This is a genomic window from Mesotoga sp. Brook.08.105.5.1 (assembly GCF_002752635.1).
Classification (GTDB): domain Bacteria; phylum Thermotogota; class Thermotogae; order Petrotogales; family Kosmotogaceae; genus Mesotoga.
Genome location: NZ_AYTW01000017.1, coordinates 34,051 through 61,032 on the forward strand (window position 1 = coordinate 34,051; position 26,982 = coordinate 61,032).

The 26,982-nt window shown below is 45.2% G+C and carries 22 protein-coding genes; 7 read left to right on the forward strand and 15 right to left on the reverse strand.

Annotation, left to right across the window (positions count from 1 at the left end; all coding sequences use genetic code 11):
• Positions 1–483: 483 nt before the first annotated feature.
• From V512_RS07725 to V512_RS07745, 5 genes are all read left to right on the forward strand, one after another.
• A complete protein-coding gene (locus V512_RS07725) occupies positions 484–711 on the forward strand; it encodes a hypothetical protein (RefSeq protein ID WP_099829884.1) in 228 nt (75 codons plus the stop codon).
• Entirely contained in the window at positions 704–1,954 is a 1,251-nt protein-coding gene (locus V512_RS07730) for a M24 family metallopeptidase (RefSeq protein WP_099829886.1), read from the forward strand. The genes V512_RS07725 and V512_RS07730 overlap by 8 nt, the downstream gene beginning before the upstream one ends.
• Before the next feature lie 13 nt (positions 1,955–1,967).
• Positions 1,968–2,648 (forward strand): protease inhibitor I42 family protein, encoded by a 681-nt coding sequence (locus V512_RS07735; protein WP_243392318.1) that lies wholly within the window; start codon positions 1,968–1,970, stop codon positions 2,646–2,648.
• Positions 2,649–2,707: 59 nt separating this feature from the next.
• Complete coding sequence (locus V512_RS07740) at positions 2,708–4,474, forward strand: GGDEF domain-containing protein (protein ID WP_099829888.1); 1,767 nt, start codon at positions 2,708–2,710, stop codon at positions 4,472–4,474.
• Positions 4,475–4,699: 225 nt separating this feature from the next.
• Positions 4,700–7,789 carry a S8 family peptidase gene (locus V512_RS07745; protein WP_099829889.1) on the forward strand — a complete coding sequence of 1,030 codons (3,090 nt, stop codon included), beginning with the start codon at positions 4,700–4,702 and terminating at the stop codon, positions 7,787–7,789.
• 505 nt (positions 7,790–8,294) lie between these two features.
• Here V512_RS07745 and V512_RS07750 read toward each other — a convergent pair.
• From V512_RS07750 to V512_RS07820, 14 genes are all read right to left on the reverse strand, one after another.
• Positions 8,295–10,403 (reverse strand): VIT domain-containing protein, encoded by a 2,109-nt coding sequence (locus V512_RS07750; protein ID WP_099829891.1) that lies wholly within the window; start codon positions 10,401–10,403, stop codon positions 8,295–8,297.
• Between the two features lie 200 nt (positions 10,404–10,603).
• Complete coding sequence (locus tag V512_RS07755; protein WP_099829892.1) at positions 10,604–11,566, reverse strand: ABC transporter substrate-binding protein; 963 nt, start codon at positions 11,564–11,566, stop codon at positions 10,604–10,606.
• A 36-nt stretch (positions 11,567–11,602) separates the two neighbouring features.
• A complete protein-coding gene (locus V512_RS07760) occupies positions 11,603–12,577 on the reverse strand; it encodes an ABC transporter permease (protein ID WP_099829894.1) in 975 nt (324 codons plus the stop codon).
• Positions 12,578–14,071, reverse strand: coding sequence for a sugar ABC transporter ATP-binding protein (locus tag V512_RS07765; RefSeq protein ID WP_099829896.1), 1,494 nt, complete (start codon positions 14,069–14,071; stop codon positions 12,578–12,580).
• Positions 14,072–14,082: 11 nt separating this feature from the next.
• Positions 14,083–15,075 carry a sugar phosphate isomerase/epimerase gene (locus V512_RS07770; protein WP_099829897.1) on the reverse strand — a complete coding sequence of 331 codons (993 nt, stop codon included), beginning with the start codon at positions 15,073–15,075 and terminating at the stop codon, positions 14,083–14,085.
• Between the two features lie 15 nt (positions 15,076–15,090).
• A complete protein-coding gene (locus V512_RS07775; RefSeq protein ID WP_099829899.1) occupies positions 15,091–16,254 on the reverse strand; it encodes a Gfo/Idh/MocA family oxidoreductase in 1,164 nt (387 codons plus the stop codon).
• Positions 16,255–16,697: 443 nt separating this feature from the next.
• Entirely contained in the window at positions 16,698–17,351 is a 654-nt protein-coding gene (locus V512_RS07780; protein ID WP_243392319.1) for an ABC transporter permease, read from the reverse strand.
• Positions 17,352–17,941: 590 nt separating this feature from the next.
• Entirely contained in the window at positions 17,942–18,832 is an 891-nt protein-coding gene (locus tag V512_RS07790; RefSeq protein ID WP_099829903.1) for a substrate-binding domain-containing protein, read from the reverse strand.
• A gap of 27 nt (positions 18,833–18,859) precedes the next feature.
• Complete coding sequence (locus tag V512_RS07795; protein WP_099829905.1) at positions 18,860–19,825, reverse strand: ABC transporter permease; 966 nt, start codon at positions 19,823–19,825, stop codon at positions 18,860–18,862.
• A 5-nt stretch (positions 19,826–19,830) separates the two neighbouring features.
• Positions 19,831–21,324 carry a sugar ABC transporter ATP-binding protein gene (locus V512_RS07800; protein WP_099829906.1) on the reverse strand — a complete coding sequence of 498 codons (1,494 nt, stop codon included), beginning with the start codon at positions 21,322–21,324 and terminating at the stop codon, positions 19,831–19,833.
• Between the two features lie 3 nt (positions 21,325–21,327).
• The gene (gene rbsK / locus V512_RS07805) at positions 21,328–22,272 is read right to left on the reverse strand and encodes a ribokinase (protein ID WP_099829908.1); all 945 of its coding nucleotides are present in this window, start codon (positions 22,270–22,272) and stop codon (positions 21,328–21,330) included.
• On the reverse strand, positions 22,265–23,113 hold the full coding sequence (locus V512_RS07810) for a BtpA/SgcQ family protein (RefSeq protein WP_099829910.1): 849 nt from the start codon (positions 23,111–23,113) through the stop codon (positions 22,265–22,267). Before V512_RS07810 ends, rbsK begins: the two co-directional genes overlap by 8 nt.
• 75 nt (positions 23,114–23,188) lie before the next feature.
• On the reverse strand, positions 23,189–23,632 hold the full coding sequence (rbsD, locus tag V512_RS07815; protein ID WP_099829912.1) for a D-ribose pyranase: 444 nt from the start codon (positions 23,630–23,632) through the stop codon (positions 23,189–23,191).
• Between the two features lie 21 nt (positions 23,633–23,653).
• A complete protein-coding gene (locus V512_RS07820; RefSeq protein ID WP_099829914.1) occupies positions 23,654–24,667 on the reverse strand; it encodes a LacI family DNA-binding transcriptional regulator in 1,014 nt (337 codons plus the stop codon).
• A 381-nt stretch (positions 24,668–25,048) separates the two neighbouring features.
• Here V512_RS07820 and V512_RS07825 point away from each other — a divergent pair, with 381 nt between their 5' ends.
• Both V512_RS07825 and V512_RS07830 read left to right on the forward strand, forming a co-directional pair.
• Complete coding sequence (locus V512_RS07825) at positions 25,049–25,492, forward strand: PspC domain-containing protein (protein WP_099829915.1); 444 nt, start codon at positions 25,049–25,051, stop codon at positions 25,490–25,492.
• Between the two features lie 4 nt (positions 25,493–25,496).
• Positions 25,497–26,369, forward strand: coding sequence for a hypothetical protein (locus V512_RS07830; RefSeq protein WP_099829917.1), 873 nt, complete (start codon positions 25,497–25,499; stop codon positions 26,367–26,369).
• On the opposite strand, the gene V512_RS07835 is transcribed toward V512_RS07830, so the two are convergent.
• Positions 26,361–26,801 (reverse strand): hypothetical protein, encoded by a 441-nt coding sequence (locus tag V512_RS07835; protein ID WP_243392320.1) that lies wholly within the window; start codon positions 26,799–26,801, stop codon positions 26,361–26,363. The genes V512_RS07830 and V512_RS07835 overlap by 9 nt on opposite strands.
• Positions 26,802–26,982: the final 181 nt, after the last annotated feature.

A 26,982-nucleotide genomic window follows, 5' to 3' on the forward strand; every position in this document is an offset into this window, starting at 1 on the left:
AGAGCTATCTTTTTATCTTTTTTCTGGGATTCATTAACCCAAGAAGATCTCCAAGTCTCTCAAAAAAATCAGTAGCTGAATAGACGTTCAGTGAAGGTATCCCTCTCGCTTTTGCTTCGGGGATTAGCGTTTCAGAGAAGAACTCAAGAAGTATCGAATCTGCAGCCCCGACAATATACCCTCCAATTAGTACAGTATCACAGCAGTTCCATACAACAGCCAATTGTGGCTAGTCGGGGTTATCAGTGTAGACCGCTCCCCGCGTGTTTTGATGGAGGATCGAAAGATATGCGAGGTTTTGAGCGAGCTCTCCGAAAAGGTAATCAAGACTCTGAAATCTTCCTGGTTCGGTCTGAAAAAGCAATTCCTTCTCCTTTCATTCACGGCTTTTCTATTCTACTCCGTATCTTTCCTGCAACGCAAGAGAGCACAGTTCTTTGTTTTGCGAATCATAAATGATAGATTATCTCAGGAGGTGTTATATTGGAGGTCAAGGGATTTGTCGAAGTCAACGGTATTACTTACAAACTCATTAGCCGACAGAAAAGCGCACACAAGAAACTGAGGATAAGAAGCAAAGGACCAATGGGCATCCGTCTAGTTACTGAAGAGAGTTTTCTAAAGGAGAATGATGAGTTTCTCAAAAAGCTTCTTAAGAACTCAGAGATAGATATCCCGATAGGCAAAGATGATGGAGATATTGATGAATAGTTCTGCAGATCAATATAAAGAGATTTGCGAGAATATGCCCTCGGAAGAACAACGGATTGTTGAGTACAACGAAATCCTGCAATATAGATTGAACAGTGTTTTGCCAGGACTTCTCGAAGAAGAGGAATTTGATGCCTGGATGGTAATAGGAAGGGAGAATAATGAAGACCCGATAATCAAGACACTCCTTCCCGGTTCGTTCAATGGGGCAAGCAGAGTAACCGCGTTCCTGTTCACGAAGGAAGAGAGATTCGTGCTGTCTCCTTACGGAAGTCGAATGGAGGAGTTCTATCAATGCGCTTGGACAATTGAGGAAGGAGATGTCTTCAAATCAATAGCTAAGCTTCTGAGAGATTTGAAGATAAGAACACTCGGTCTGAACTTTTCAGAGGATTTCGCGTTGGCCGACGGAATTACTCATTCGCTTTTCGAGTCTCTAAGACAGAAGTTTGACGATCATATACATCTCGTGAGCGCCGAGAGAATCGCTGTAAATTGGTTGCAAACAAGGAGTGAGAGGGAGATTGAAGTCTACAGAAAGCTCGACAGGATTGCACACACAATAATTGGTAACGCCTTCTCTAGAGAGAATATCATTCCGGGGGTTACAACTACCAGAGATATCGAAATTCGACTGAAAAAACTCGCATCGAATCTCGGTTTGAGAACCTGGTTTGGCCCGGATGTAGACCTTCAAAGGCGTGGCGCAGAAGATCCCAGAAAGATCGGAGTGATTGAGGGGGGAGATCTCCTTCACTGTGACTTCGGTTTTATTTACAGTGGTCTCGCGACGGATACCCAGCAGATGTTTTATCTGAAGAGCGATGAAGAGAACGATCTGCCGGAAGGGCTAGATGATGTGATAAGGAAGACAAACGAAGTTCAGGATATTCTGGCACGGAATTTCATAGAAGGTATAAGCGGAAACGAGTTGCTAAGCATCTCCTTAAGAGATGCAAAGGAAAGGGGTTTGGACGCGACAATCTACTCTCACCCTGTAGGGTATCACGGCCATGGGGCCGGACCGACCATCGGTCTATGGAATAATCAGGAGAAGATCCCGGGTACAGGAGATCTCAAGATCAGGAATTCGACTTGTTTTGCTATGGAGCTGAACTGCCGGTCTCCTTTGCTCTCTTGGGATGACCAGCCGGTCTACGGATTCCTTGAAGAAACGGTCGCTTTCAGGAACAACAAGATCGACTATCTAGATGGAAGGCAGGAAGAACTATTCATTTTATAGGAGGTGAGAATTCGTGAAAAGAATTCTTGTTATTATCTGTATTGTTGCCTTGACTACTGTGCTGGGGTTGTCGAATGAGCTGGTGAAGTCTTCAAACACAATGATGGTATCTCAACTGGCCGCTCTTGAGATCCAGGAGAACCCGTCAACGGGTTATCTCTGGCATATTTCCGCGGAACCGTCAGGTGTGCTTAGAAACTTTCTTGAAGAGCATAACGCACCGAGTCTTATGCCCGGGGCTCCTTCTGTAAAAGGTTGGATAATGACCGCGGCAAAGGAAGGAAAGACGCTGATCACGCTAAAACTCTTCAGAGAGTGGGAAGGAGAAAAGCAATCGGTAGACTTCAGGGCGTTAACCGTCGATGTCTCTGGGGAAGGAAAAGGGCAAGTTGATCTGAAGCTTCTCATGAACGAAGTGAATATCGGCTCAACCTTCACCATCACTCTAGAAGAGAATGCGAGCACAGGGTACACATGGCATTATGAGATACTCGGAGATGGAGTTAGGGAAGTCGCAAAAGATGTAGTGACAGACACTAGCGGAAAGGTCGGGGCTCCCTCGAGAGTTACCTGGACCTTCCAGGCGGTTGATGAGGGTAACACCTCGATCGTTTTTCGATACTTCCGTGAGTGGGAAGGTGCGAAGTCTTCGATAGACTTTGAAGCGTATAATGTCGCCGTGCAGCAGAATTGAGCTTTCTTGACTGATAGGGTTATTTAATGAATGTATAATGCTAATGAGGTGATAGCGAATTGAACATTTCGGGAAGCAAGCTGCAGGTATATCTTACTTCAGCGGCGATTCTTGTCATATCTGTAATTGTCTTTTCCCTGCATTCGATTGAGCCGGTTAAGTTACTGGCGATATTGAGTGAGATGGTTGTAATCGGAGCTTTACTTGTCGCAGCCTACCTTCTTGGAAGCAAGGAGCTTCATCGGGGGATTCCTGTCGGCCTTATCCTGTTATCGTTGTCAACGTATTTCGATCTAGTTGAAGCACTAACCGGGATGGCAGCCTACGAATTCATTTCATTGGGACTGCTGGCTGCGGGCTTCCCAATCCTTCTAGTTAACGTTATCTACCACTTAAGGGAGCGTAAGAAGAGAATCTCCGAATTCACCGCCGTTGTAAACAATTCGCTTGATGGAATACTTATTCTCGATCTATCAGATAGGATTCTGCTTACTAATAGAACCGCATGTGCTCTACTGGGATACAAGGAAGAAGATCTTGTGAACCGGGCTTTTTTCGGTTTTCTCTCTGAGAGAAGTGAGAAAGCTTACAAAGAAGCGAAAACATCTCTGTTTGCTGGTCAAAACGCTGCTTCGTTTTCAGGTGAATTGATTACTTCCGATACGTCTAGATTAAATGCGGAAATCAATCTAGTGATAGGAAGAGATTCAAAGGAGGATCCTGATTCGATAGTTCTTACCTTTAAGGACGTTACTCATCTTAGAAAGATTGAGTCCGCTCTGAGTGAGCAAAGCAAGTTCCAAAGAGTTCTTAATGAGTTAATCACAGAGGTACTTGAAAGCGATTTCGACGAAAAGACCTACAAGTACTTTCTTATGAAGTGTGTGAAAGCCTTTCCAAGAGCAGATGCAGCTGCCTTTCTTCTCAAGCAAGATGACGGACGTTTTCACTTTGTTGCCACATACAACTATGACTTTGAAGAATTGAAGTCAGTTTCCTTCAGTACAGAAGAACTAATCCAGAAAGGAAGTGATAAGGTAGTTGTTATAAAGGACTACAGTGTTGACTACCGAATGGAAAATGAACGGCTCAAAAGGATAATTAATGGAGGAAGGCTGCGAGAAATAATGAGTACTCTATCTATCCCGATAAAGATCGATGACGAAGTGAAAATGTATTTCAACCTCGACAGTTTTAATTCGCCGACTGCTTTTGACGACGAGGAGATAATTAGCACTGCAATAGGGTTCGGAAAGGCGATCTCGGTTCTTCTGTTGAGAATTCAGACTGTCAATGAACTCAGAAGGCAAAGGGAGCTAATGGAAAGACTATCAATGGAAGATCACCTAACAGGCCTTCCGAATCGCAGAGCCTTCTTTGACTGTGCAATGAGGCAAATAGAGCTCTCAAAAAGGAATGGGGAAGAAATGGCTATCCTGTATCTCGATCTCAATGACTTCAAAGGAGTTAACGATACTCTTGGCCATGACTTCGGTGACGCTCTTCTTAAAAGCATTGGGAAACGTCTAAGTTCGATCTGCCGTAAAAGTGACTTAACTGCAAGAATGGGTGGCGATGAATTCGTGTACATTCTGCCTTCAACGGGAACAGAAGGGGCCATAAAGGCTGAAGCAAAAGTGCATGAAGCCTTTGATGAGCCCTTTTCTGTAAAGGGAAGACGTGTAAAGCTAACTGCCAGTGTGGGTATCGCAGTATATCCAGAAAACGGCAAGACAATAAGAGAACTGCTGATTGTTGCCGATGAAAAGATGTACAAAAAAAAAGAGAGCCTGTCTAAAGAAATAAAGAAAGCAACGATAGTTTGATAAACCATGCTCTGTCAGTTAAACGCAGCTTTCAATCGCTTTCATAACGACTTCCGGTTGGCAATACTCTGCTTCGTCCTAAGAGTGGAATTGGCTGCTATATATAGCATGATTCATGCTAGGATTGTTTGTCGGAGCTAACACATTGTCAAGCAATTCCTAACCTGAAGCCCTCATATACACTTGATTATGCGAAATGTTTCCTTCCATCGCGAGGAGGTATCTATGAAGATCAAGTTTTTTGCTCTTATAACCTTATCCGCAACACTGATCATTATGCTTGCGGGGTGTCCGACCCCTACCAAATTCACATTGACTGTCACGACTGCGCCGGAAACCGGACTGAGCATCAGCATAGCTGGCATAAGTTATGACTCACCTAAGACGGTTACTCTCAATGGCGGCACTTCAACGGATATTGGCGTTACCGCTCTTCAAGAGAAAGATAGATCGGGTCAGGTAGCAGGAACGGATACTAGTTTCACTTTTGTTCAGTGGAGCGATACGGTCACCAGCAACCCGAGAACTATAACCCTCAATTCCGATATGACTTACACGGCAGAGATGAAGGTCGATTACAAAGTGACAACATCGACCAGTCCAGCAGGCGGAGACGTTGCTGGCGCAGGATGGTACACTGCGGGGACGGTTAAGAATTTCACCGCACCAATAAGAGCAGGTTATACATTCAGCCATTGGCTTGTAAATGGGACAAACTCGGGTTCCTCGATGACTCTTGGCGTTACAATTAACGAGCCTAAGAACGTTGTTGCCGTTTACACTGCAAATCAAGTTCCGTGTAATTTGACTGTCACCACCTCTCCAGATCTGGCACTTGACATAAGAATCGACGGGACGCTTTTTACTTCACCCAAAGGAATGATTGTGAACAGTGGAACAACGAAGCAGATCTCGGCAGTGACTCCACAGCAGAAGGACATATCACCCTGGCTTACGGGAATAGACTCGAGATACGTATTCAGTAGCTGGAATGATGGCAATGCTTCGAATCCCAGAAATGTGACGGTCAACTCTGATATTACATATACTGCAGAAATGGACACCGAGTATCGCATCACCGTTGATTCCTCACCATCAGAAGTCGCTGAAGTTGCCGATTTCTGGACAGAAAGAGGCACTGAATGGCTGTTCGACTTCAGCGGCGATGTCGGCCCTTACAACTTCAGCCATTGGTATGTCAATGGCCAAGATGTAGGAAGTGCACGTCCTCTAGAGTTATATTTGGACAAACCGTATCATGTTACTGCAGTTTTTGCGGAGCAGCAGCTGCAATACACTCTTACGGTTACTACATCTCCGGAAACCGGATTGAACATCAGCATTGGTGGTACTAACTACACTTCGCCGAAGACAGTGACTCTCAACAGCGGAACTTCAAGAGCCATCGAAGTTACTTCCCCTCAAGAGAAAGATAAATCAGCTCAAGTGACAGGAACTGATACCCGCTTCACCTTCATACAGTGGAGCGACACGAATACTAACAACCCAAGAACGATTACCTTGAACTCAGATATGACCTATACCGCAGAGATGAAAGTAGAGTACAAAGTCACAACGGATACAAACCCGGCAGGCGGAACCATAGAAGGTGCAGGGTGGTATATCGCGGGCACAGTGAAGAACTTCACCGCACCAACAAGAGCTGGTTACACCTTCTCTCACTGGGTAATAAACGGAGCGAACATGGGAGATGCGAACCCCATAACTGTTAACGTCAATTCTCCCAAGAACGTTATTGCACACTACAATGCAGAAACCACGACGAAGAATATCTTTGGAACCGTTACCCCGTATACGGGAAACATAAAGACAGCGGACCTGAATGAGATGGAGATACTCTCCAATACGGAAATAAGAACGACGAACGACAAACCGGAATACATCGAGAATGAATATCTATTGAAGGTAGAATCATTCAAGGAAGCTGAGGGATCATTCTCCGCCGCCTCTCTTCCCGAGATACAGTTAATTGACAGAATAGAAGACTACTACAGTGAACTGAAATACTTGCACGTAAGAACGACTGCTAGCGAAGAGGAGCTGAGAGGATTGCAAGGGGTTGTCCAGGTTTCTAGAAACAGCACTTTCTATGCGCTTGAGACAACACCGAATGATACTTACTACTCGCTACAGTGGAACTACCCGCTGATCAATTTACCTCGAGCTTGGGACTACACGGTTGGCTCCAGGAGTGTGGTTGTTGCGGTAATCGATTCGGGATTCAGCACGAGTCATCCCGATCTTGCAGGAATTTTTGAGTCCGGTTATAACTTTATAGACAACAACACTAATGTCTCGGAACCGAACACTTCCGAAGACAGCCATGGAACTCACGTCGTTGGAACGATAGCCGCTCTTACAAACAATGGTAAAGGCGTATCTGGAGTTACCTGGGGAGGATTTGGAATCACCTTGATCCCGATCAGGGGAATCAAAGATGCAGCAGCTCTTATGAACAGCATAATCTACGCAGTCGATCATGGGGCGAAGGTCATTAATATGAGTCTTGGAGGAGCTTCAGACAGCCCGGCCGTATATGATGCTGTGAAATACGCGGCCAGAAATGGAGTAGTTATGGTCGCAGCTTCTGGAAACAATGGAGACGGTAATATACTTTATCCTGCCCGCTATCCAGAAACTATTGCTGTTGGAGCGATATGGGAAGACGAAGGCACAATCAAGATATCTCCTTACTCATGTTATGGGTCTGAGCTTGACGTTGTGGCACCGGGAGGATATATGAGATCAGGCACCGATCCAAACGGAATATACAGCACCGGATGGACTCCTTTGGGCAACACCTATATGTATATGCAGGGAACATCGATGGCCACACCACATGTAACTGGCTTAGTTGCTCTTCTTATGGGAGCCGGGTTGACCGATCCCGATGATATCAGAAGTGTGTTGCGCAATACTGCAGTTGATCTTGGAACACCGGGCAGAGACTACTACTACGGCTGGGGACTAATAGACGCGGAAGCGGCTCTCGATGCCATTACCTCGCCGCAGGAGTTCAAAGTCTTCTTGAGAAATCCGTCAACTGGCACCAATATTACCAGCACCAACCTATCTGACTCAGGTGCATACCATTTCAGTGACGTAAGCAATTCTCAGGTCGAAATCTTCGCCTGGAGGGATATGGACGAAAGCGGAACGATTGACACTGGAGATCTTCTTGGATATTACAACTATTCAGGCGGCAAACCCAATCTAAACAACGCTCAGACGATAACTCTCTCCGGTGGCGACAACTGGATTGACTTCCAGTTCGCCCCGATAATTGGAGATTGATCCGGTAGAAACGATGAATCTTGCAGGCATCTGATTCAAGGGCCTCACAGTTAAAATAACTGAATGAACGAAGCAAATTGAAAAGGAACGCAACCTCTGCGTTCCTTTTCTCTTTTATAAATCTTTCTATCTATTTTTCGTGACAGGCTCGGTTTCTTGAACTCTTTTAACCGCAAAACCTACAGATGCTAAACTTCAAAAGCCGATGATAGAAGTACGGAGACCGTGAGAATTTATTTGATAAAGAAAGTGAGGCTTAGTAGCTGAGGACGAAGGCCGTTCGCCCTCCCTAAAAAGAGAAAATCTCGACATAATACTTTCTCATCCTCTCGTTTAATACTTCGTCTAAACAGTGTTCAGATGACATTGTGTAAGCAACGGCTCTGATCCGAACAAAAAAACTTATGGGTAATAATAACTAAAACCCGGTCAAAAGGAACGCAGTTGTCTTGCGTTCCTTCTAACTAACACGGTCTTTTTGAGGGTTTCTATTAGAAAACAATGCCTAATTCAGGATTTCGTCCAGCTCTTCAACGCTCTCTATTCCTTTGTCTGAGATCTCAAAAAGCATTCCATTGAAGATGAACTTGACTCTTTCTCCAAGGGCGAAGACCTTTGCAACCCATTCGCTTCTATCAGCCAATTCAAAATAAGCTTTGCTGTAAGCAACAAGGCTTATCGGTTCAAGTGTCTTGACCTCTTCGTCGTCCTGAACCCATATTCCTTTTTCGAGAGCAAATCCGACACTGTCTACAAATTTGTAGTCAGAGGCTCCGCTTCCGACAAACTGGTCTTGCTCCATCTCGGCAACAGACTTTGCAGCCATTACGGCATCTACAGCGGGGGAGGCGCTGAACCCGCCCCTGTCTCCCAGGGTAGAGGTCTGTACTCTTTCAGGGGCAATCAGGTAGGAGGTGAACTCGTTAATTATGTTGAATTTCTTTGAAAGAGCGATAATCTCTTGTTTCACTTCTTCTTTTGCCGCTATAGAGAGAGAGGAATCATACCTGTAGATATTTGCAAGATGAGCAATTCTCTTCTGTGCCCAGATCTTTGCAATAAATGGGTTGTCAGGATTCTTTGAAACTCTGAATAGATACTCGTATCTGTATCTCTCTAATCCTCTTGTTCCTTCTACGATTACTTTCAGATCGCCCTCTTCAAAGTAAATGCCGGAGAGTCTTAGAGCCTGTCCGGAGAATAGAGAATGCGGGCCGGTCGGAAGAACCTTCGCAACCTCCGATCCTTCGATAGATATAGTCACATTCTCTAGAGCCGGCGTCTCGATCGTCCTGTAAAGATCGGTAACCTTTCCTTCAATGTTTTCACCTTCAACAATGTAACTTACCCTTCCAGCGTTTTCCTGAACCAGTCTGTCCAAAAGTTCAGCGACAACGCCCGTTCCTACTCCAAAAGAAAACAGGTGTACATTTCTGGCTCTTGCCTCGGGAGTTGCATCGTTGATTATCTTCCCCGTGTCCGTAATTCCTTCGGTGGGAGCTCCATCTGTGAGAAAGAGGAGCACTTTGAACCTTCCCTGGTCGTCTTTGCTAAACATGTCTATGCTCGTTTGAAGAGCGTCATAGATATTTGTCATGCCATCTGCCTGAATGCGCCTTACATTCTCTATCCAGACAGCCCTTTCCGATGCATCGAGCAATCCTCCCGTGAGATTGTGGACATGGCCATCGAAAGTCACAATCGCAAAGCGGTCGCCAGAGCGAAGCATCTGAAGGACCTGCTCCAGAGCTCTTTTTGCCTGCTCCATCTTCTCGCCGTACATCGAGCCGGAAATGTCGAGAACGAAGACAACATCCTTGGGAATGATTGTTTCTTCTTTCAGTCTAGGAATAATTGTAAGAAGGAAGTATCCTTCATTCATGGCATCATCCCAGTGGGTGGCAAGGGATGAAGGTATCTCGTCTTCCGATGATGTGAGAACCAAAGCTACGTCTGAACCTGGCACGAAATCGGTTGCGCTAAAGATATAATCCCTGCCCGACGCACTTTCCATCTCTCTGAACGGGTGAGTCGGCGAATAGACCTCTGCAATCTCAAACGGGACCGAAACTCTGATGTTGACAGCTCCTATCGGAGCAGAGAGAAAGCTATCAATCTTTAAAGGATAGATCATCGAATAAGAATTAGAAGAAATCTCGAGAGGCTGACTGTATTGGATCAGGAACTGGCGTTTCTCTCCCGGTTCAAAGGGATATATGCTCATTCGGATCAGTTGAGTTCCAACGTACTCGAGCAATGCAGGGTCTTTCATTTTTGCGACAATTTCCTGATAGATTTCTCGGGCCTGATCTGCCGGCAGTACTTCTCCCTTAAGAACTTGATCCCCTATCTTCATAGTGAAGTCGCTAATCACGGCCGAAGATGGTATTGGGAAGAGATACACCGCTTCAAGCAATCTCATGGATTTGTTCTCAAATTCCTCCTCGATAATCACAGTTGCAATTCCGTCTTCGACTTTTATATGAACATTGTGAGAGTTCATAACAAACCCGCCTAGACCCCTTTCAATTGGATACGGTGGAACCACTACTCCGTTTGAAAAGACAGTTGCACCAGCCAAAACGAAAAGAACCATTGCCCCAAAACCCTTCATTCTATCGCCCCCTCTTTCTCCTTACTACATATGACATGAGAGAGGGCTACAAAGTTTGCTACATCAATGCGATTCAATATATGAGAATTCATAAATAGCTTATTATTGGCTCAAAAGAGATTTGACAATGCCTTTTGTCTTTACCAACAAAAAACCCGGAGATCAAAGATCTCCGGGAATATCTTGCTGACCCAAAAAATCTAGAATATCGAATCAGGTTCGTAGTAGAGTTCAGCGTTTTCAGCTGTAATAAGCTCTGCGGCGAGAATTATCTTAGAAGGAATCTGCTGCTGGTAGAATCCTTCCAGTGGATGGCCCCTCATTGCGAATACAGCCATCGAAATACCGGTAGCGATCATTGACGGCGGATATGTAACATCTGCTTTCACGAGAGGGTCATTGTCGATGATCTTCTTTATCATTTCCTTTGATCCGGCGCCACCGAGGAAGAGCTTGATATCATTTCTTCCTGACTCCCTGTAGGCTTGAAGAACTCCAACGAGAACGTCGTCATCCTGTGCCCAAACGGCGTCGATCTTTGGGTATTTCTGGAGATAGTTTTCCATGATTTCCAGTCCGCGGGCTGTATCCCAGTAAGCGGGCTGGGAATCGAGAATTCTTATGTCTGGATACTTAGCCATTACTTCATTAAATGCGTCGACTCTTTCGCTGTTTATTACACATGGAATGCCTTCAAGAACCACTATATCGCCTTTGTAATCAAGAGCTTCTGCCATCCACTCGGCGGAGACCCTTCCAAGTCCCGGGTTATCGCCGGCAACGTACACGTTTTCGACAGGCTTGGTGAGACCTCTGTCGACGGAGACAATAAATACCCCGCTGTTGTACGCTTTCTCAACTATCGGCGTGAGTGGTTCGGAGTCATGAGCAAGAATTACAAGAGCATCGATGCCCTTTACCATGAGGTCTTCAACATCTCCAACCTGTTTCGCGGGTGAATCGGCAGTGACTAGGAAGAACTCAACATCGGGATCCTTTTCGTTCCAGTCCTTTATTGCCCTCTGTGCCCACCATACTATTCCACCTGTCCAGCCGTGATCTGCACTCGGGATGGCGACACCAATCTTAATCTTCTCGGCAGCCATTGCAAAAGCCGAGAGTACAAACACTACAAGGATCATGAGAACTAATGCCTTTTTCACAAAAAACACCTCCTATTTCCTTTGGCCCCAACGGGGTTATTGAGCTCTCTTTCTCTGTATCAAGACCGCGCCAATTATTACTACTCCCTTGACCGTTCCTTGCAGATACGGTGAGACTCCCAGCATGTTCAGCATGTTGTTTATTATTCCGAGAGTGATCGCTCCGATTACGGTTCCAAAAATCGAACCCGAACCACCTGTCATAGGTGTTCCGCCGATTATGACTGCTGCAATGGCATCAAGTTCATAATTGAGACCGCCGTTAGTGGAACTCATAGAATTCAATCTGGCCGAGAGAAAGACAGCGGAGAATCCTACGGTTATTCCGACTGCTACGTATGACATGAATCTCGTTAGATTTACCTTTATTGCAGAATACTTTGCGACTTTCGGATTGGAGCCTACAGCACAAAGGTACCTACCATAACGTGTCTTATTGAGTATTATGGCAAAGACCACCGCAAGACTTATGAAAACGATAACCGGGTTCGGAATTCCTAGAATTCTCCCCATTCCAAGATCCGGGAAGAGCCTACTCTGCGATCTGAATACACCGGCACTTCCTATATACAACGCCATCGATCTGAATATGGCCATGGTACCTAGAGTAGCAATGAAAGGTGCTATCTTGCCAAGGGTGACCATCAATCCGTTAAGAGCTCCAAGTCCAGCACCGAAACCCAGCCCGATGAGAAGGGCAAAGAATATGGCCCATGGTTCCCCGCTTGCACCAAACACTCCCAGAAGCCAGTTCAGTGCAAGGATAACAATTCCACCGACCAGTGCAACCATCGAGCCGACCGAAAGATCGATTCCTCCCGAAATTATAACAAAGGTCATACCTAGCGCTATGATTCCAGTATAAGAAACCTGCCTCAAAATATTTAGAAGATTCTGAGTCTGAAGAAAATACGGGCTGGCGAAAGCGGATATCACGAACAGAATCGCAAGAGCTATTAACGGACCAAACTTCTCGTATTCGAATCGTCTACGGACATTCTCTCTTGCCATCTAAGCAACCCCCTTGAGTCCAGTGGCGTGAAGCATTATCTCCTCTTCATTGATATGTTCTCCTTCAAGGATTCCCATAATCCTCCCTTCTCTCATAACGATCACGCGATTACACATGCCCATGATTTCTTCAAGTTCAGAGGAGATCAGAATACAGGATACACCTTCCCTAACTAGCTCGTTTATGAATCTGTATATTTCTCTCTTCGCGTTAACGTCAATTCCTCTTGTGGGTTCGTCAAAGATGAATATTTCGGGCTCCGGATCGAGGGATTTGGCGAGAGACACTTTCTGCTGATTACCACCGCTGAAGAACTCCAGCCTCGTCTTCAGAGATGCTGCCCTGATGTTGAACTTGTCAACGTACTTCTTTGTCTTTTCCTTCTCCAACTTGTTGTTGATAAGTATCTTAGAGTAGGAAGGCAGTGAAATGAGGGTGGTGTTCTTTATCATGTCGAACGAAGTGAGGATTCCGCTTCCCTGGCGGTCTTCAGACAAGTAAGCTATTTTGTTCTTCACGGCATCGATAGGAGATCTAATCTCGACTGATTTTCCGTTGATGCTGATCTTGCCGGAGTCTTTCTTTCTGATGCCAATGATCGTCTCGGCAAGCTCAGTCCTTCCGGCGCCCACCAGACCAGCAAAGCCGAGAATCTCACCTTTGCGAAGGCCGAAGGAAATGTCTTCCAGAAGGCCATGCAAAGATAGACCCTCAACTTCAAAGACAATCTCTTCAGAGGGTGAAACCTTCTCGGGAAAGACCTGGCTCAGTTCACGACCAACCATCCTCCTCGCCATTTCTTCTTCATCTGCCTCGTCAGCTTGACTGATGCTAATCGTCTTTCCATCTCTCAGAACCATAACCCTATCGCAGATCTCTTTGACTTCCTTAAGTTTGTGAGATATGTAGATGATCGTGACACCGCTTTCTTTAAGATTTCTCATTAGGTCAAAGAGGGTCTCGATCTCATTTAGAGTTAAGACTGTTGTCGGTTCATCCATTATCAATAGCTTAGAATTAAAAGCAATTGCCTTTGCTATTTCAACCATCTGCTTTTGGGCTACGCTTAGCCTTTCAATCTTTTCCTCGGGATGTATTGATTTCTTGAGTTCCTCCAGAAGCGAGACAGTCCTCTTCTTCATCTCTCTCTTGTTAAGAAAGCCCTTACGAGTAATTTCGCTGCCTAGAAAGATATTTTCGTAGACGTTGAGTTCGTTGATCAGATTGAATTCCTGTGGAATCATGGAGATGCCTATCGCTTTTGCATGCAAGGGGTCCTTGATATCTACTTCATTATCCTCAAAGAAGACCTTTCCCTCTGTGGGTGTGTAGATTCCACTGAGAATCTTGACAAGCGTAGACTTACCGGCGCCATTTTCTCCGATTATCCCAAAGATTTCTCCCTTGTTTATCTCGATGTCTATATTGTCGAGAACTCTGACTCCTGAGAATTCCTTTGAAATTCCTTGGGTCTTTATTAGGGCATCACCCATTAGGTCACTCCTCAACTTCTCATTGCATCGTCAAAAGCGACGTTTGAAGGCTCAAAGTCAACTTTTCTCACAAAATCGGCTGCTTCTTTCGCTCCGAACTCTCTTTCCATTCCGCTGTCTTCCCATTCTACTGATAAGGGGCCGCTATAACCTATGTTATTCAGTTCTCTAATTATCTCTTCAAAATCAACGTCACCGTGACCGAGCGACCTGAAGTTCCATCCGCGTCTAGTGTCACCGAAGGTCATCATTGATCCTAAAATTCCGGCTTTGCCGTCGAGGGTCACTGCGGCGTCCTTCATGTGTACATGATAGATTCTTTCAGCGAAGTCCCTTACGAAAAGGTGGGGTTTGACTCCCTGCCAGATGAGGTGGCTTGGATCGAAATTGAACCCGAGCGTTTTTCTGTAATTGAATACTTCCAGCAACCTCTTGGCAGTGTAATAATCGAATGCAATCTCAGTGGGATGAACTTCGAGAGCGAAGGTAATTCCTTCGGCGTCAAACTTATCGAAAATCGGCGTCCAGAGATCAACTATCTCTTGATAAGCATCTTCCACCATTTTCTCCGTTGTCTGGGGGAATGAATACCAGAACTTCCATACGGGAGAACCCGTAAAGCCGGTCACTGTGTAACAGCCCATGTTCTTCGCGGCCGTTGGTGCGTACATCATTTGCTCGATACCCCATGCTCGAATCTTTTCCGGACTTCCTCCACAGCTTGCCGGTGCGAAGCCGTCGAGTCTGACATCGTACAGATCACCTACACATTGCCCCATTAGGTGTGCTCCGATGGCCCAGCACTTCAGATTGTGTCTTTCGAGGATTCGCCTTCTTTCATCGACGTACTTTGGGTCCTTCGCAGCCATTTCGAGATTCATATGATCGCCCCAACATGCTATCTCCAAACCATCATATCCCCATGAACTGGCCTTTTCACAGATTTCTTCGAAAGTGAGATCGGCCCACTGGCCTGTAAATAATGTAACTGGTCTTTTTCCCATGTCAAAACCTCCTGACTACAGATCTACCCAGACGCTTCCCTTCTGGGAGCTCTCGACTGCTTTTCCAATGAATCTAACTCCTGCCAGACCGTCCTCTACTGTGGGGAAGTCGGCGTCAGACAGATCTTCCCCATTTTTCTTTTTTATAAGAGTCGTTGCGAAATTCCTGTATATGTTCGCAAAAGCTTCGTAGTAACCTTCTGGATGTCCCGCAGGTATTCTGGAGACGTTTGCCGCAGACGGGAGCATGTAACCTCCGCCTCTTGAGAGTATCTGAACCGGCCCTCCTACATATGCCACCTTCAGGTAGTTTGGATTCTCCTGTTCCCATTCGATTGAACCTTTGCTTCCGAATATCCTTATCTTCAGGCCGTTGTCATGTCCTACTGCAACCTGTGATGCCCAGAAGACTCCTCTAGCCCCGTTGTCGAACCTGACGAGAATCTCTGCGTTGTCATCCAAAGTTCTTCCGGGAACAAATGAGTCCAGACTGGCACAGATGGACTTGAGCTTCAACCCCGTAATATAAGAAACAGTGTTTTCAATGTGACTGCCAATATCACCGACACAGTTCGACTTTCCCGTCTGAGAAGGATCTGTTCTCCAGGAAGCCTGCATATTACCAGTATCTTCCAACCTTGTTGCCAGCCAGTCCTGAGCATATTCTCCCATAACGACTCTAATCTCGCCGATTTCCCCTCTCTGTATCATCTCTCTTGCGTGTTTGACCATAGCGTTTCCCGAGTAGGCATATGCTACAGCAAAGAGAAGCTTCTTCTCTTGAGCTAATCTTGAGAGTTCCTCAGCTTCCGACTCATCCACAGTAAGAGGTTTCTCGCAAACAACATTTATATTTGCTTCAAGAAACCTCTTTGCAATAGGATAATGAGTGACGTTTGGAGTGCATATGCTTACGAAATCTATACAGTCTTCTCTGGAGGACTCCCTTTCGGCCATTTCTTCGTAGTCTTTGTATACTCTGTCGTCAGTAACTCCAAGCTTTTTCGCAGTCCTGATGGTGTCTTCGTAATCAATCGAGAAGCAGCCAGCTACAAGTTGTGCGAGACCGTCCATCGCTATTGCCTTTCTGTGAACGTCGCCAATGAAAGATCCCTCGCCACCGCCTACCATGCCATATCTTAACTGACCCGCTGAGGAGACTTCTTTGCCTTCAATCATTTTACTCACCTCTCGTCTATATTGAATCTCACCGATGTAGTACGAAGAAAAGGGCGAATTTCCCCTATTCTCTAAAATTATAGCTAAAATGGAACTCAATTCTTGCATGATAATTTGGCAAAGTAACGGGAGGAAAACGGAAGGATTTTGTGAGAAACAGCATTGGATTCCACTATTTTCACTATACGGAGGATAATCATCCCAGATCGTTACTGGAGCGCTTACAAGAGTGTCGTAACAATAACCGATAGTTGCCTTTAATTTTTTGCCCCATAAAAATATTTATCTGATGGAAATAGGGAGGCGTGGAAATGCCCCGCCTCAGTTTTGATAAGTCTGGAGCCCCCCTTTTATCTTGCTCTTTATTAAAAGGAATAATATAGCTGTCGTTAGACAGGTCCACAAAATCTGGAAAGCAAAACCGCTCCATTTTGAGCTCAGGTTCAGAATATCCCGTAACGCCACGAATGACCAGCAAGTAGGAGACCAGAAGAAACCCATTGCGCTCCCTCTGGAAGTATGAAAACTAGCATCACAGGCATAAGCAATAGCCAGCCACTGATCTTCAACTTTTCAATGCCGCTCATCTGAGAGGATGAAACTACACCGATGAGAAAGCCGACAACTACTCCGATTATCGAGCTCACAGCGCTAACTATTATCAGCTTCAGATAGTCGATGCCGGGGATATCGAATATCAAAGTCGCAACGAGCGCATGGAATAGAGGTATCACAATTCCCATGACACTTCTGCCAAAAATTAGTTCGTTCTTTGTGATAGGAGTTACCATGAGAGCCCTCATAGCTCCGGACTCTTTCTCTTCTATTATGTTGAATCCGATAACCATACCACCAAGAACAAAAGAAATAATGACTACAAAGCTGAAACCGAATACCGTAATCAGAGGAACGAGTCTTACTCTATCGCTCTCCTCCACTTCGAGTGATTTCCATACATCGAATTGAATTCCCGACAAAATAAGTTTCGCAGCTTCTTCGATTTCCTTCGATTTGTTTCCTTGAAGAACGAGGTTATATGATTTTCCGTCATGATATAGGCCGATAACATCGCTCTTGCCTCCGACTCTTTCTTTCAATTCAGCTTCAGATACAGCGAATTTAATATCTCCGAACTTCTTTAAGGTCTCTGCAGCCTCCTGACTTTGTCACCAAAAATGACGAAAGAGTAACAACGGTCTTTGAAACTCGCCCGATATTTCATTGGACTGAAAAAAGAATCCGGGGACATTTTGTGTTGTGCTTTCTGGCTTTTCTAATGGAACGCTCATTGGAGATTAAAGCAAAAAAGAATGGGATTGATGCATCTCCTCAAAAACTGAAGGAATCTCTCAAATCACTACAGGTGATGGGTTTTTCTACAAATCATAAGGACTATTTTTTGAAGACAAGGGGGGATCCGCTTGGGAATAGGTTGGTGAGGCTCTTTAGAATTAAGCCTCCCAACAATGTGACGGAACAATCTGAACTCGTTCTTTGATTTAGATAAGATTCAAGTCGCTTCTGTTCGTGGTGGCAATTTGGCATTTTTTTGTTGTAACTTTTGCGCTATGACTGATTTTGCACTCCCTGTCGTGACAAAGTCAAGTTACTTGTCAATCGCAATATATGAATAATCACTGGGGAAAAAAGAGAGCGGCATCTCACCGCTCTCCAAGGAAATTGCAGCTTACTCAAGAACGTCAATAGTTATTAATTTCAATGGAATGATAACCTTTGGTTCGACGCTTGCACCGTTGATGATTCTCTGAGCCGCAATCACTGCCATTTCCATCTGCAGGTAGGGCTGCTGCTGAACTGTTGCAATCATTTCTCCAGCCTTAATTGCAGCAATTGCATCGTCAGTCGCATCGATTCCGACGATCTTGATTTCATTCAGCCTTCCTGCGGCAATCGCCGATCTTACAGCACCCAGAGCCATTTCGTCATTGTGGGCGTAAATTCCATCCAGAACAGGGTTCCCCTGTAGAATGTCGTCAGCGACTCTCGCGCCTTCTTCCCTTGAGTAATTTGCTGTCAGTGATGCGACGACTTCAATACCGGGGTACTTCTTCATCTCGTCCATGAAACCGGCTTGCCTGTCTACTGACGAGGGCGCACCGGGAATTCCCTCAAGAATCGCAACTCTGCCTTTTCCGTCAAGAGCCTCTGCCATGGCGACTGCGGCCAGCATTCCGGCTTCTTTATTATCAATATCAAGATGCTGCGCCACAACTCCTCCATTCGAAGGTCTTGTAACTGTAATTACCGGGATTCCGGCTGCATTTGCTTCAAGAACTGCCGAGACTATTGCATCTGAATCAACTGGATTGATGATAAGTACATCAACCTTTCTCGTTATTAGATCCTGAATCTGAGCGAATTGAGTTTCCGGTTTGTCCTGTGCGTCTAGAACGATCAGTTTCAACCCAAGTTCACTTGCCTTTGCCTCTCCACCCTCTTTCATGGTTACGAAAAAGGGATTCGCCAGCGTGGAAACTGAGAATCCAATGGTCTTGGCCGCAAGGCCAGTTAGTGCCAGCAATCCAACCATCAAAATTACCAAAAGCATTCGTTTCATGTTACCCCTCCTTTTTGATAGGTAATCTTAATCACTACGTTTTGCCAGTACGGCAACGAGTATTATGACTCCTTTAACGATTTGCTGAAAGAACGATGAAACTCCAACTAGATTCATTCCATTATCAATAACACCTATTACCATGGCTCCCAGGAGTGTGCCCAACACGGTTCCCACTCCTCCTGAAAGGGAGGCTCCGCCAAGTATCACCGCAGCGATGACATTCATCTCAAGCCCTTCTGCAGCGTTCGGTTGCGCCGATAGCAATCTGGAAGTTATGAGAATGCCACCAAGGGCGCTCGTGAGGCCGGAAATTGCGAAAGCAAGCACCCTGTACTTCTTGACAGGAATTGCTGATAACCTGGCAGCTTCTTTGTTAGCTCCGATCGATTTAACATATATACCATGTTTGGTTTTGTTCAGTACAAAGAAGGCAAGAGCGAAGACCCCGGCGGCAATAATCGTTGATACCGGCACTGGACCGAGATAACCAGCGCCCATTATACCGAAATTAACCGGCAATCTAGATATTGGTTTTCCTCCCGTCCACACTAGCGCTACTCCTCGCGCAATTCCCATCATTGCAAGCGTTACTATGAAGGATTGAACTCTTCCGTAGACGGTGAGAACGCCATTTGTAAGCCCTATACCGATTCCCATAGCCAATCCCGCAATCATAGCAATAAATATTGAGCCCGTAGCGGTCAGAACTGCTGCGGTTGCAACTCCTACCAATGCTGCGGAAGAACCTACAGAAAGATCTATCTCTCCAGTTAGGATGACGAAGGTCATTCCGATGGCGACTATTAAGGTTATCGACACCTGCCTGGTTATATTGAGCAGATTTCTGGAATTGAAGAAGAAGGGAGATATCACTGAGAAGACTACCATCAGGATCACAAGAATTAGAATCAGTCCCAACTCTCCTTTGAGCAACTTCAGAAATTTTGCCCAAAACGCAGATCTATCCGTTTTCTCGATATTCTTTTCCATCTGCCCTAACCTCCAAGTGCCAGTGTCAATAACTGCTCTGTTGACGATTCTTTACCGACTAACTCACCTACTATTTCACCCTTTCTTATAACAAGTATTCGATCACAGATCGCACTCATCTCCCTGAACTCAGAAGACATTATTAGAATTCCCGTGCCGCGGTCGGCAAGATAATTTATCAGAGAATAGATCTCAGTCTTTGCGCCAATATCGATTCCGCGGGTCGGTTCATCTAGAATCAGGATATCGGGTTCACCGCATAGCCACTTCCCAATAACTACTTTCTGTTGATTACCGCCGGAAAGATTTTGGACTGCCATCTTTATGTCTAGCGGACGCACTCTCAACTTTTCACATGTATCCTTTGCGAGCTGCGATTTCTTCTTGTTGGAAACTACCCCTTTGGTAATGGCAAGATCGATATTTGCAACACAGATATTGTGCTCTACGTTAAGCCTTAGAAAAAGGCCTTGGCCCTTTCGATCCTCAGGGATGAAGGAAATGCCGTGTTTCTTTGCATCATCAGGCGACTTCAGACTTACTGCCTTGCCACCGATCGAAATATCGCCCTGCACAGAACTGTCGGCTCCGAAGAGTCCAAGTGCTAGCTCACTCTTTCCAGAGCCAATTATTCCAGTAATTCCCAGTATCTCGCCCTTTCTTAGAGAGAAATTGATTGGCGCAAACATCTTTTCTGTTCTGAACTCTCTCACTTCAAAGAGCTTCTCTTCTGATGAAGTCCCTTCTCGAACGGGGAACTCCTCTTTGAGCGTTCTTCCCAGCATTGATTTTACAAGCGTTTTCAGATCTACCGAACGAATGTCGAATGTTCCAGCGTTCTGGCCGTCTCTTAATACAGTCGCCCTATCACAAACGCGAAAAACCTCATCTAGGTGGTGAGATATGTAGATCATGTTTACTTCTTTCTTCTTCAGGTCATCCATGATTTTGAAGAGTGTGTCAATTTCCGCTCTGCTCATACCGGTTGTGGGTTCATCCAAAAGAAGAATATTCGCATTGATAGAGAGAGCTTTGATGATTTCTATTATCCTTTTCTGGCCAAGTCCCAAATCGCCCACAAAAGCACTCGGATCCACAGCAATTGCAAAGGAGGAAAGATACTTTGCCGCTTTATCCAGAAGCTCTCTCTTTTTGATGGAGCCAAAGAAAGACTTTGTTGGCTCGTGGCCAAGGAAAATGTTTTCAGCAACCGTAAGAGAGTCCACCAGACTAAGCTCCTGATATATTGCGCCGATTCCTTTGTGCCTAGCATCGACAGGGTCTTCGATCGTCACACTTTTCCCTCTCACTTGAATCGATCCGGAATCCATTTTGTGGACACCGGTAAGGATTTTGATTAACGTTGATTTTCCGGCGCCGTTCTCCCCAAGAAGCGCGTGAACTTCGCCCTCGGCAAGTTCGAAACTTACATCTTTCAGTGCGTGTATACCTCCAAAAGATTTATGGATTCCTTCGAGCTTCAGCACAGTTTCAGGCACTTCTTACACCCGCTTTCCTAGCAAATCCCGTACGCTCTCTGACGAAGGGATAGAAGTCTGAGCACCGGAAATTGTTGTACTTAACGCTCCAGCTGCATTTGCCCATGCTAGAGACTGTCTCAGGCTTTCACCTTTTGAAAGGGCTGCCGCCAGCGCTCCGGAAAAAACATCTCCTGCAGCAGTAGTATCAACGCAGTTAACTTTGAAGGGATCGAGCTCTATAAAGCAGTCTTCATCGAGGCCCACGATGCCCTTTTCGCCCAGAGTAACTATCGGTAATCTGAAACCCAGCAGCCTAAGTTTCTCAAGAGCATCACGTGCCGACTCTTTATCACGTACTTCTATACCGGTGAGTATCCTCGCCTCCGTTTCGTTTGGTTTTATGAGATGAACCAAAGATGCAATGGAATCGGGAAATCCCTGTCTTGGGGCAGGCGCAGGATCGACAATGGTAAACATGCCTTTCTCGTGAGCCATTTCTATTGCCCTGTAGATAGTCTCTTCTGCTATCTCCATGGTTAGCAAAAGAATTCTTCCCGATTGGAAGAGATCCGAGTTCCTCTCTACATCAGCGGGAGAGAGTAATGCGTTGCTGCCTGGAGTGAATGAAATCGAGTTCTGGCCCTTCTTATCAACTCGTATCATTGCTATTCCGGCTGTTCTTTCGGGATCTCTGAGAATTCTGGAAGTGTCGACTCCCTTTTCACTCATCAAATTAACCAACTCTACGCTGAATCTGTCACCGCCGAGTTTAGTGAACATCTGAACCTTGGCGCCATTCATTGCAGCCGCGACCGCCTGATTGCCACCTTTACCGCCCGGATAGGTACTGAAGTTGTCCGTAAGAACTGTCTCACCTGGCTCTGGAAGGCTGTCCATTACCATAACAAGATCCATATTCATACTTCCCATGCACAGAATCTCTCCGTTGAAGTCGAAATCAACCATCTTTAGCCTCCCTTCGAAGAGGCTCGACACTTTTCATGAACTTCTTCACTCTGTCGGGATCCACAGGATTCTTCCAGTTGTTGTCTTTCTTGAAGTAACTGCCAACAATCGCTCCATCAGAAAATTTCAGCAACTCACTCGCATTATCTTCCGTTAGGCCGCTACCGATTATTACGGGGACGCGAACGGTATCGCTGAATCTCCTTACTTTCCCAGCATCGGGTGCTTGTCCTGTTTCAAATCCAGTAACTATTAGTACTTCTGCGCCTTCAGACTCTGCATCGTGGGCCTGTTCCTCCACACTTCTGTCCGAAATGATGAAATGGCTTCCATGCTTGACATTGACGTCGCACATGAACTTGACGTCTTCTGCGCCGAGGAGTTTTCTGTATCTAGCGAGTTCTGCCCCGATACCTTCTGTCAAACCGGCGTGAGAAACATATGCATTCACCCATTCGAAGACTCTTATCCATCTGGCTCCTGCTGCAACAGCCGCTGCAAGCGAAACCTTCCCTCCATTGAGATGGCAGTTCACTCCCACTGGAATTCTGACGGCTTCCCGAACCTTCTGAGTCGCCACTGCCAGGGCTGCCGAGGTTTCATGACCGATCTTCTCACCCTTGAGATAAGGGAAGTCCCAGATATTCTCTATTTGAAGTCCGTCGACACCGCAATCCTCCATGGTTCTTGCCTCTTCAACGGCGATCTTGAGTATCTCCTTCATTCCAAACCTGGCAGAATCATATCTTGGCGAACCTGGGAGGGGACGCAGGTGTATCATTCCTATAATGGGTTTATCGATTTCGAATATTTCTTCAAGAACTTCCTTGTTTCTTTTCACAATTACCACCTCTTTGTCTTTCGGCGCAACTGCAGAACAGTATCCTTGATCGATGAATAGAGAAAATATCGATATCTAGAAATCTACTCCGGAAACGAGTATGATGTTCGCGTAGGGAGTGAACTCTCCTGTCTTCACAAATACTTTGACTTCTTTGCCTTGGAGACTGCCATTTAGAACTAGATCCTTAAATTCTGGATGAGGTATATTCTCCTCTACAATGTCGTTCCCCTTGTTCTTGATTTGCGAAACAATTTCCTTCAGTTGTGAATAGATTTCGGGGCTTACCGATTTAGTTTCGTCAGCGATAATTACCTTCTCGATTTCAAGTTCCTCGAGTACGACCTTAACGACATCTACGAACCTGGGGAGATCCCTTCCTACCGATACATCGATGCAGATTGTGTTTTCGTGCCTTGGGAATGGAAACCCTCTGTCTGTAATAACTAACATGTCGCCGTGGCCAAGTCTTGCCACTTCTCTTGCAAGATCGTTGTGAAGAATACCCTTTGTCTTCATTCCTTCACCTCCATTGATTTGTCATATTTCAGTTGATTCCCTCACTATAAGCTGTGAATCCAGCTCTATCTTTCTCGTGTGGACATCTTCACCACTCTGCTTCTTCATTATCTTCTCAAGAAGCAACTTCATTGCTGCCCTTCCGGCTTCATACTTCGGCTGATTCACAGTCGTCATCGCCGGGATTACTAGTGACGAGTAAAGAACATTGTCAAACCCCGCGATGGAGATATCTATCGGAATCTTTAAACCATGCTGTTTTGCTGCCTCGATTGCCCCCCACGCCATCATGTCATTCCCGGCAAAAATAGCAGTAGGTCTGTTCTTAAGTTTCAATATTTTCTGCTTCATTATCTTGAATCCGTCTTCATATTTGAAGCTACCGTAATAGATTCTTATATCTCCTTTGCGTATTCCATCTCTCTCGAGCTCGCTGCAGAATCCCTGAAGCCTTCTTACTGCGCTGGGCACATCACTTGGCCCTGCTATGCAGGCGAATCTATTGTGGCCTTTGTTTAGTAAGTGTCTGGCTAATTGAGCAGAACCTTTGAAATTATTCGTGTAGATTACGTCAATTAGTGGATTCTCGATTGTGAGATGCCTGTCAAGAATCACCATGGGCATTCCATCTGAGAGATCTGCTAGAAGCCCCTCTTCCATTCTGGGTGCAACATTGATCACACCATCAACTCCGTGGCCAAGGAAGGAAATCAACGTCTCTTCTTCTCTGTAACTCTTTCCGTCGCTGTTGCAAAGAAACATCTGATAATCGTGATCGAGGGCAATGCTTTCCACGCCTCTCGCAATTTCTGCGAAGTACGGATTAGTTATATCTGGAACCAGAAGTCCAACCAGGAATGACTTTCGAATTTTCAGACTTCTGGCAATTTTACTTGGTCTGTACTGAAGGGCGTTTATGGATTCAAGGACAGCGCTTTTCAGTTCAGGACTCACGAACTTCTTCCCAGATATTACATTTGATACTGTCGCGACCGATACTCCAGCATGTTTGGCAACATCTTTCATATTAGCCATTTCATGGACCCTCACTCGATTTCTAGTTAAACGTTTAGTTAATCGTTTAACTAGAGTGTATCATCCATGAACTTGTATTCAAAACCCAGCTATGTTTGAATGAAAGCAGTTATCTTTGAAGGAGGGTGATTAAAATAGTTTTGCTAAGAAAATCGCAAGTATTCAAAGTGAAGCCTGCTTATTTCTGACCAGTGGGAGCTGGCGCCATGACTGGATAATCTGAATGTTTGTCTTTCCAGAAGCGAAAAACTATTCACACGAAAACTGTTCGAAATCGCATTGGCTTAGTGTTTGTTGTTTGTGGAAATTGATCAGATTGTATTATGATGTATGAGTTTTTTGTAGTATTATTGCACAGAAGTCATCGTGGGAGGTGGTTATGTGAGCTTAGAGAAGAGGCTTTACAAGTCGAGAAAGGACAAAGTGATAGACGGTCTAGCTGCAGGAATAGGGGAGTATTTAGGAATCGATCCGGTGATTGTAAGATTGGTCTTTGTTGCACTTGTTTTTGCAGGTGGAGCCGGTTTGCTGATTTATATCATCGGCATGTTCATAGTGCCGAGGGCTCCAATCAACAAAGAGAACAATGTTGTGATAATGGATGAGGAGGGTAAGCCGATAGAAGAGGGAGAGAAAGAGGCGCTTTCGGATGACAAAAGCAAGCTGATTATTGCTGGGCTTCTCATTGTTTTTGGCATAGCACTCTTGTTAGGGTCATTCACTCCCTGGAACATTTTCAGCGGGATATTCTGGAAGTTTGTTATTGGAATAGTATTGATAGCAGGTGGAGGGTTCGTAATCTATAAGTCCGTAAGCAGGAGCTGATTATATGAGAATTGCAATGGGATTGATTTTCGTCTTGGTTGGTGTCTTGCTGATCTTTGGATTGTTCACTGGAGACACACTTCTCAATGCCCTGGTCAATCTCGCAAATTACTGGCCGATTATTCTTGTCCTGGTCGGGTTAAGCATTCTTTCAAGCGTAAAGGCCCTTCGCTGGATCAGATACGTTAATGTCCTGCTTATTGTCGCTTTTGTGCTGTTCATATTCTTTTGGCCCTCGCCATTTCTCTCGGGCGAGAAAGCCGTTAGGAATTCTGTGACACTTGAGGCTTCTGAGTCTTCCAGAAGCATTGAGATTTTACTCAACCTTGCGATGGCTAACATTACTGTTGAATCATTGATGGAAGATGTAGCGTCTTCAACGTTTGCGGTAGTCGAATATTCAGTTCGAGGCACCGATCTCAGGATTGAAGAGGATAGTACGCAGCTATCTCAAAGGTTTGTGATAAGACCTGATTCAAACGTCTCTTGGCTTGGAACAAGTACCGTAGTGATTAAGCTGAACCCAGATTATAACTATGTGCTCAAGTTTGACAGCGCGGTAATGAATGGCAGGTTCAATCTGGCTGAGCTGAAAGTTGACGAACTGAAGTTGAGCGGGGCTGTTATTAAGACAAAATTGATTATACCTGAAGTGGGCCCCTCAAATACTAAAGTCAATGCTGCCATTATCAACTCAGAGATTATTATCCCAGACGGTATTAGGTCTATTCTGAAAGCTAATGCTGCCATACGGAATATTAGAACAGATCTGTCATATACCGGAGACAAAGAGTATGTGTTTGAGGGTTCAACATTTGATTTCAGCTCATATCTTACTTTTGACAGTGCAATAATGAATCTGAGAGTCCTACGCTGAAGCCAGTTTTAGAGCTTTGTCGCAAATGGAGATTTCCATGGGCAGGGTTCCGACAACCTCCCCATCCATCTGAATAATTACATCTCTGTCGCTTATGACAGAAATAGATCTGGCGTTTCTGTAGCTTACTGTATCCACGACTAGATGTTCGCCGCGATAGATCTTCGGGAAGTGGTACAGAAGACGGAGCTTTGACATCTTTGAGACACCAACTATGTCCATGAGCCCATCATCTACAAGCGCTTTGGGGGCGATTCTCATTCCTCCTCCAAAGTAGTTTCCGTTTGCCATAGTAAGAAAAAAGAATCTGTCCGAGAACTTTTCTCCGTCAATGGTGAAACTTAGCGGATAAGTTCTCGAAGTGATGAATTCGATCAGAAAGGAAAGCAGGTATGCCATCTTTCCACTGGTCTTGAATCTCGATTTGTTCATTCTGTTAGTCTGAAGTTCCCCGACAGGAAATTAATGAGACTCTTTCCCAGAGAGAAAAAAGGCACAAGAATGTTGTGAAAGTGTAGACAGTAAATGGTCAATTTACAATTGACTTCGCTCGTTTCTTTGTGCTATGATTCTGTTATGAATTACAAACCTAAAGGCCTTTATTTAGCTAAGA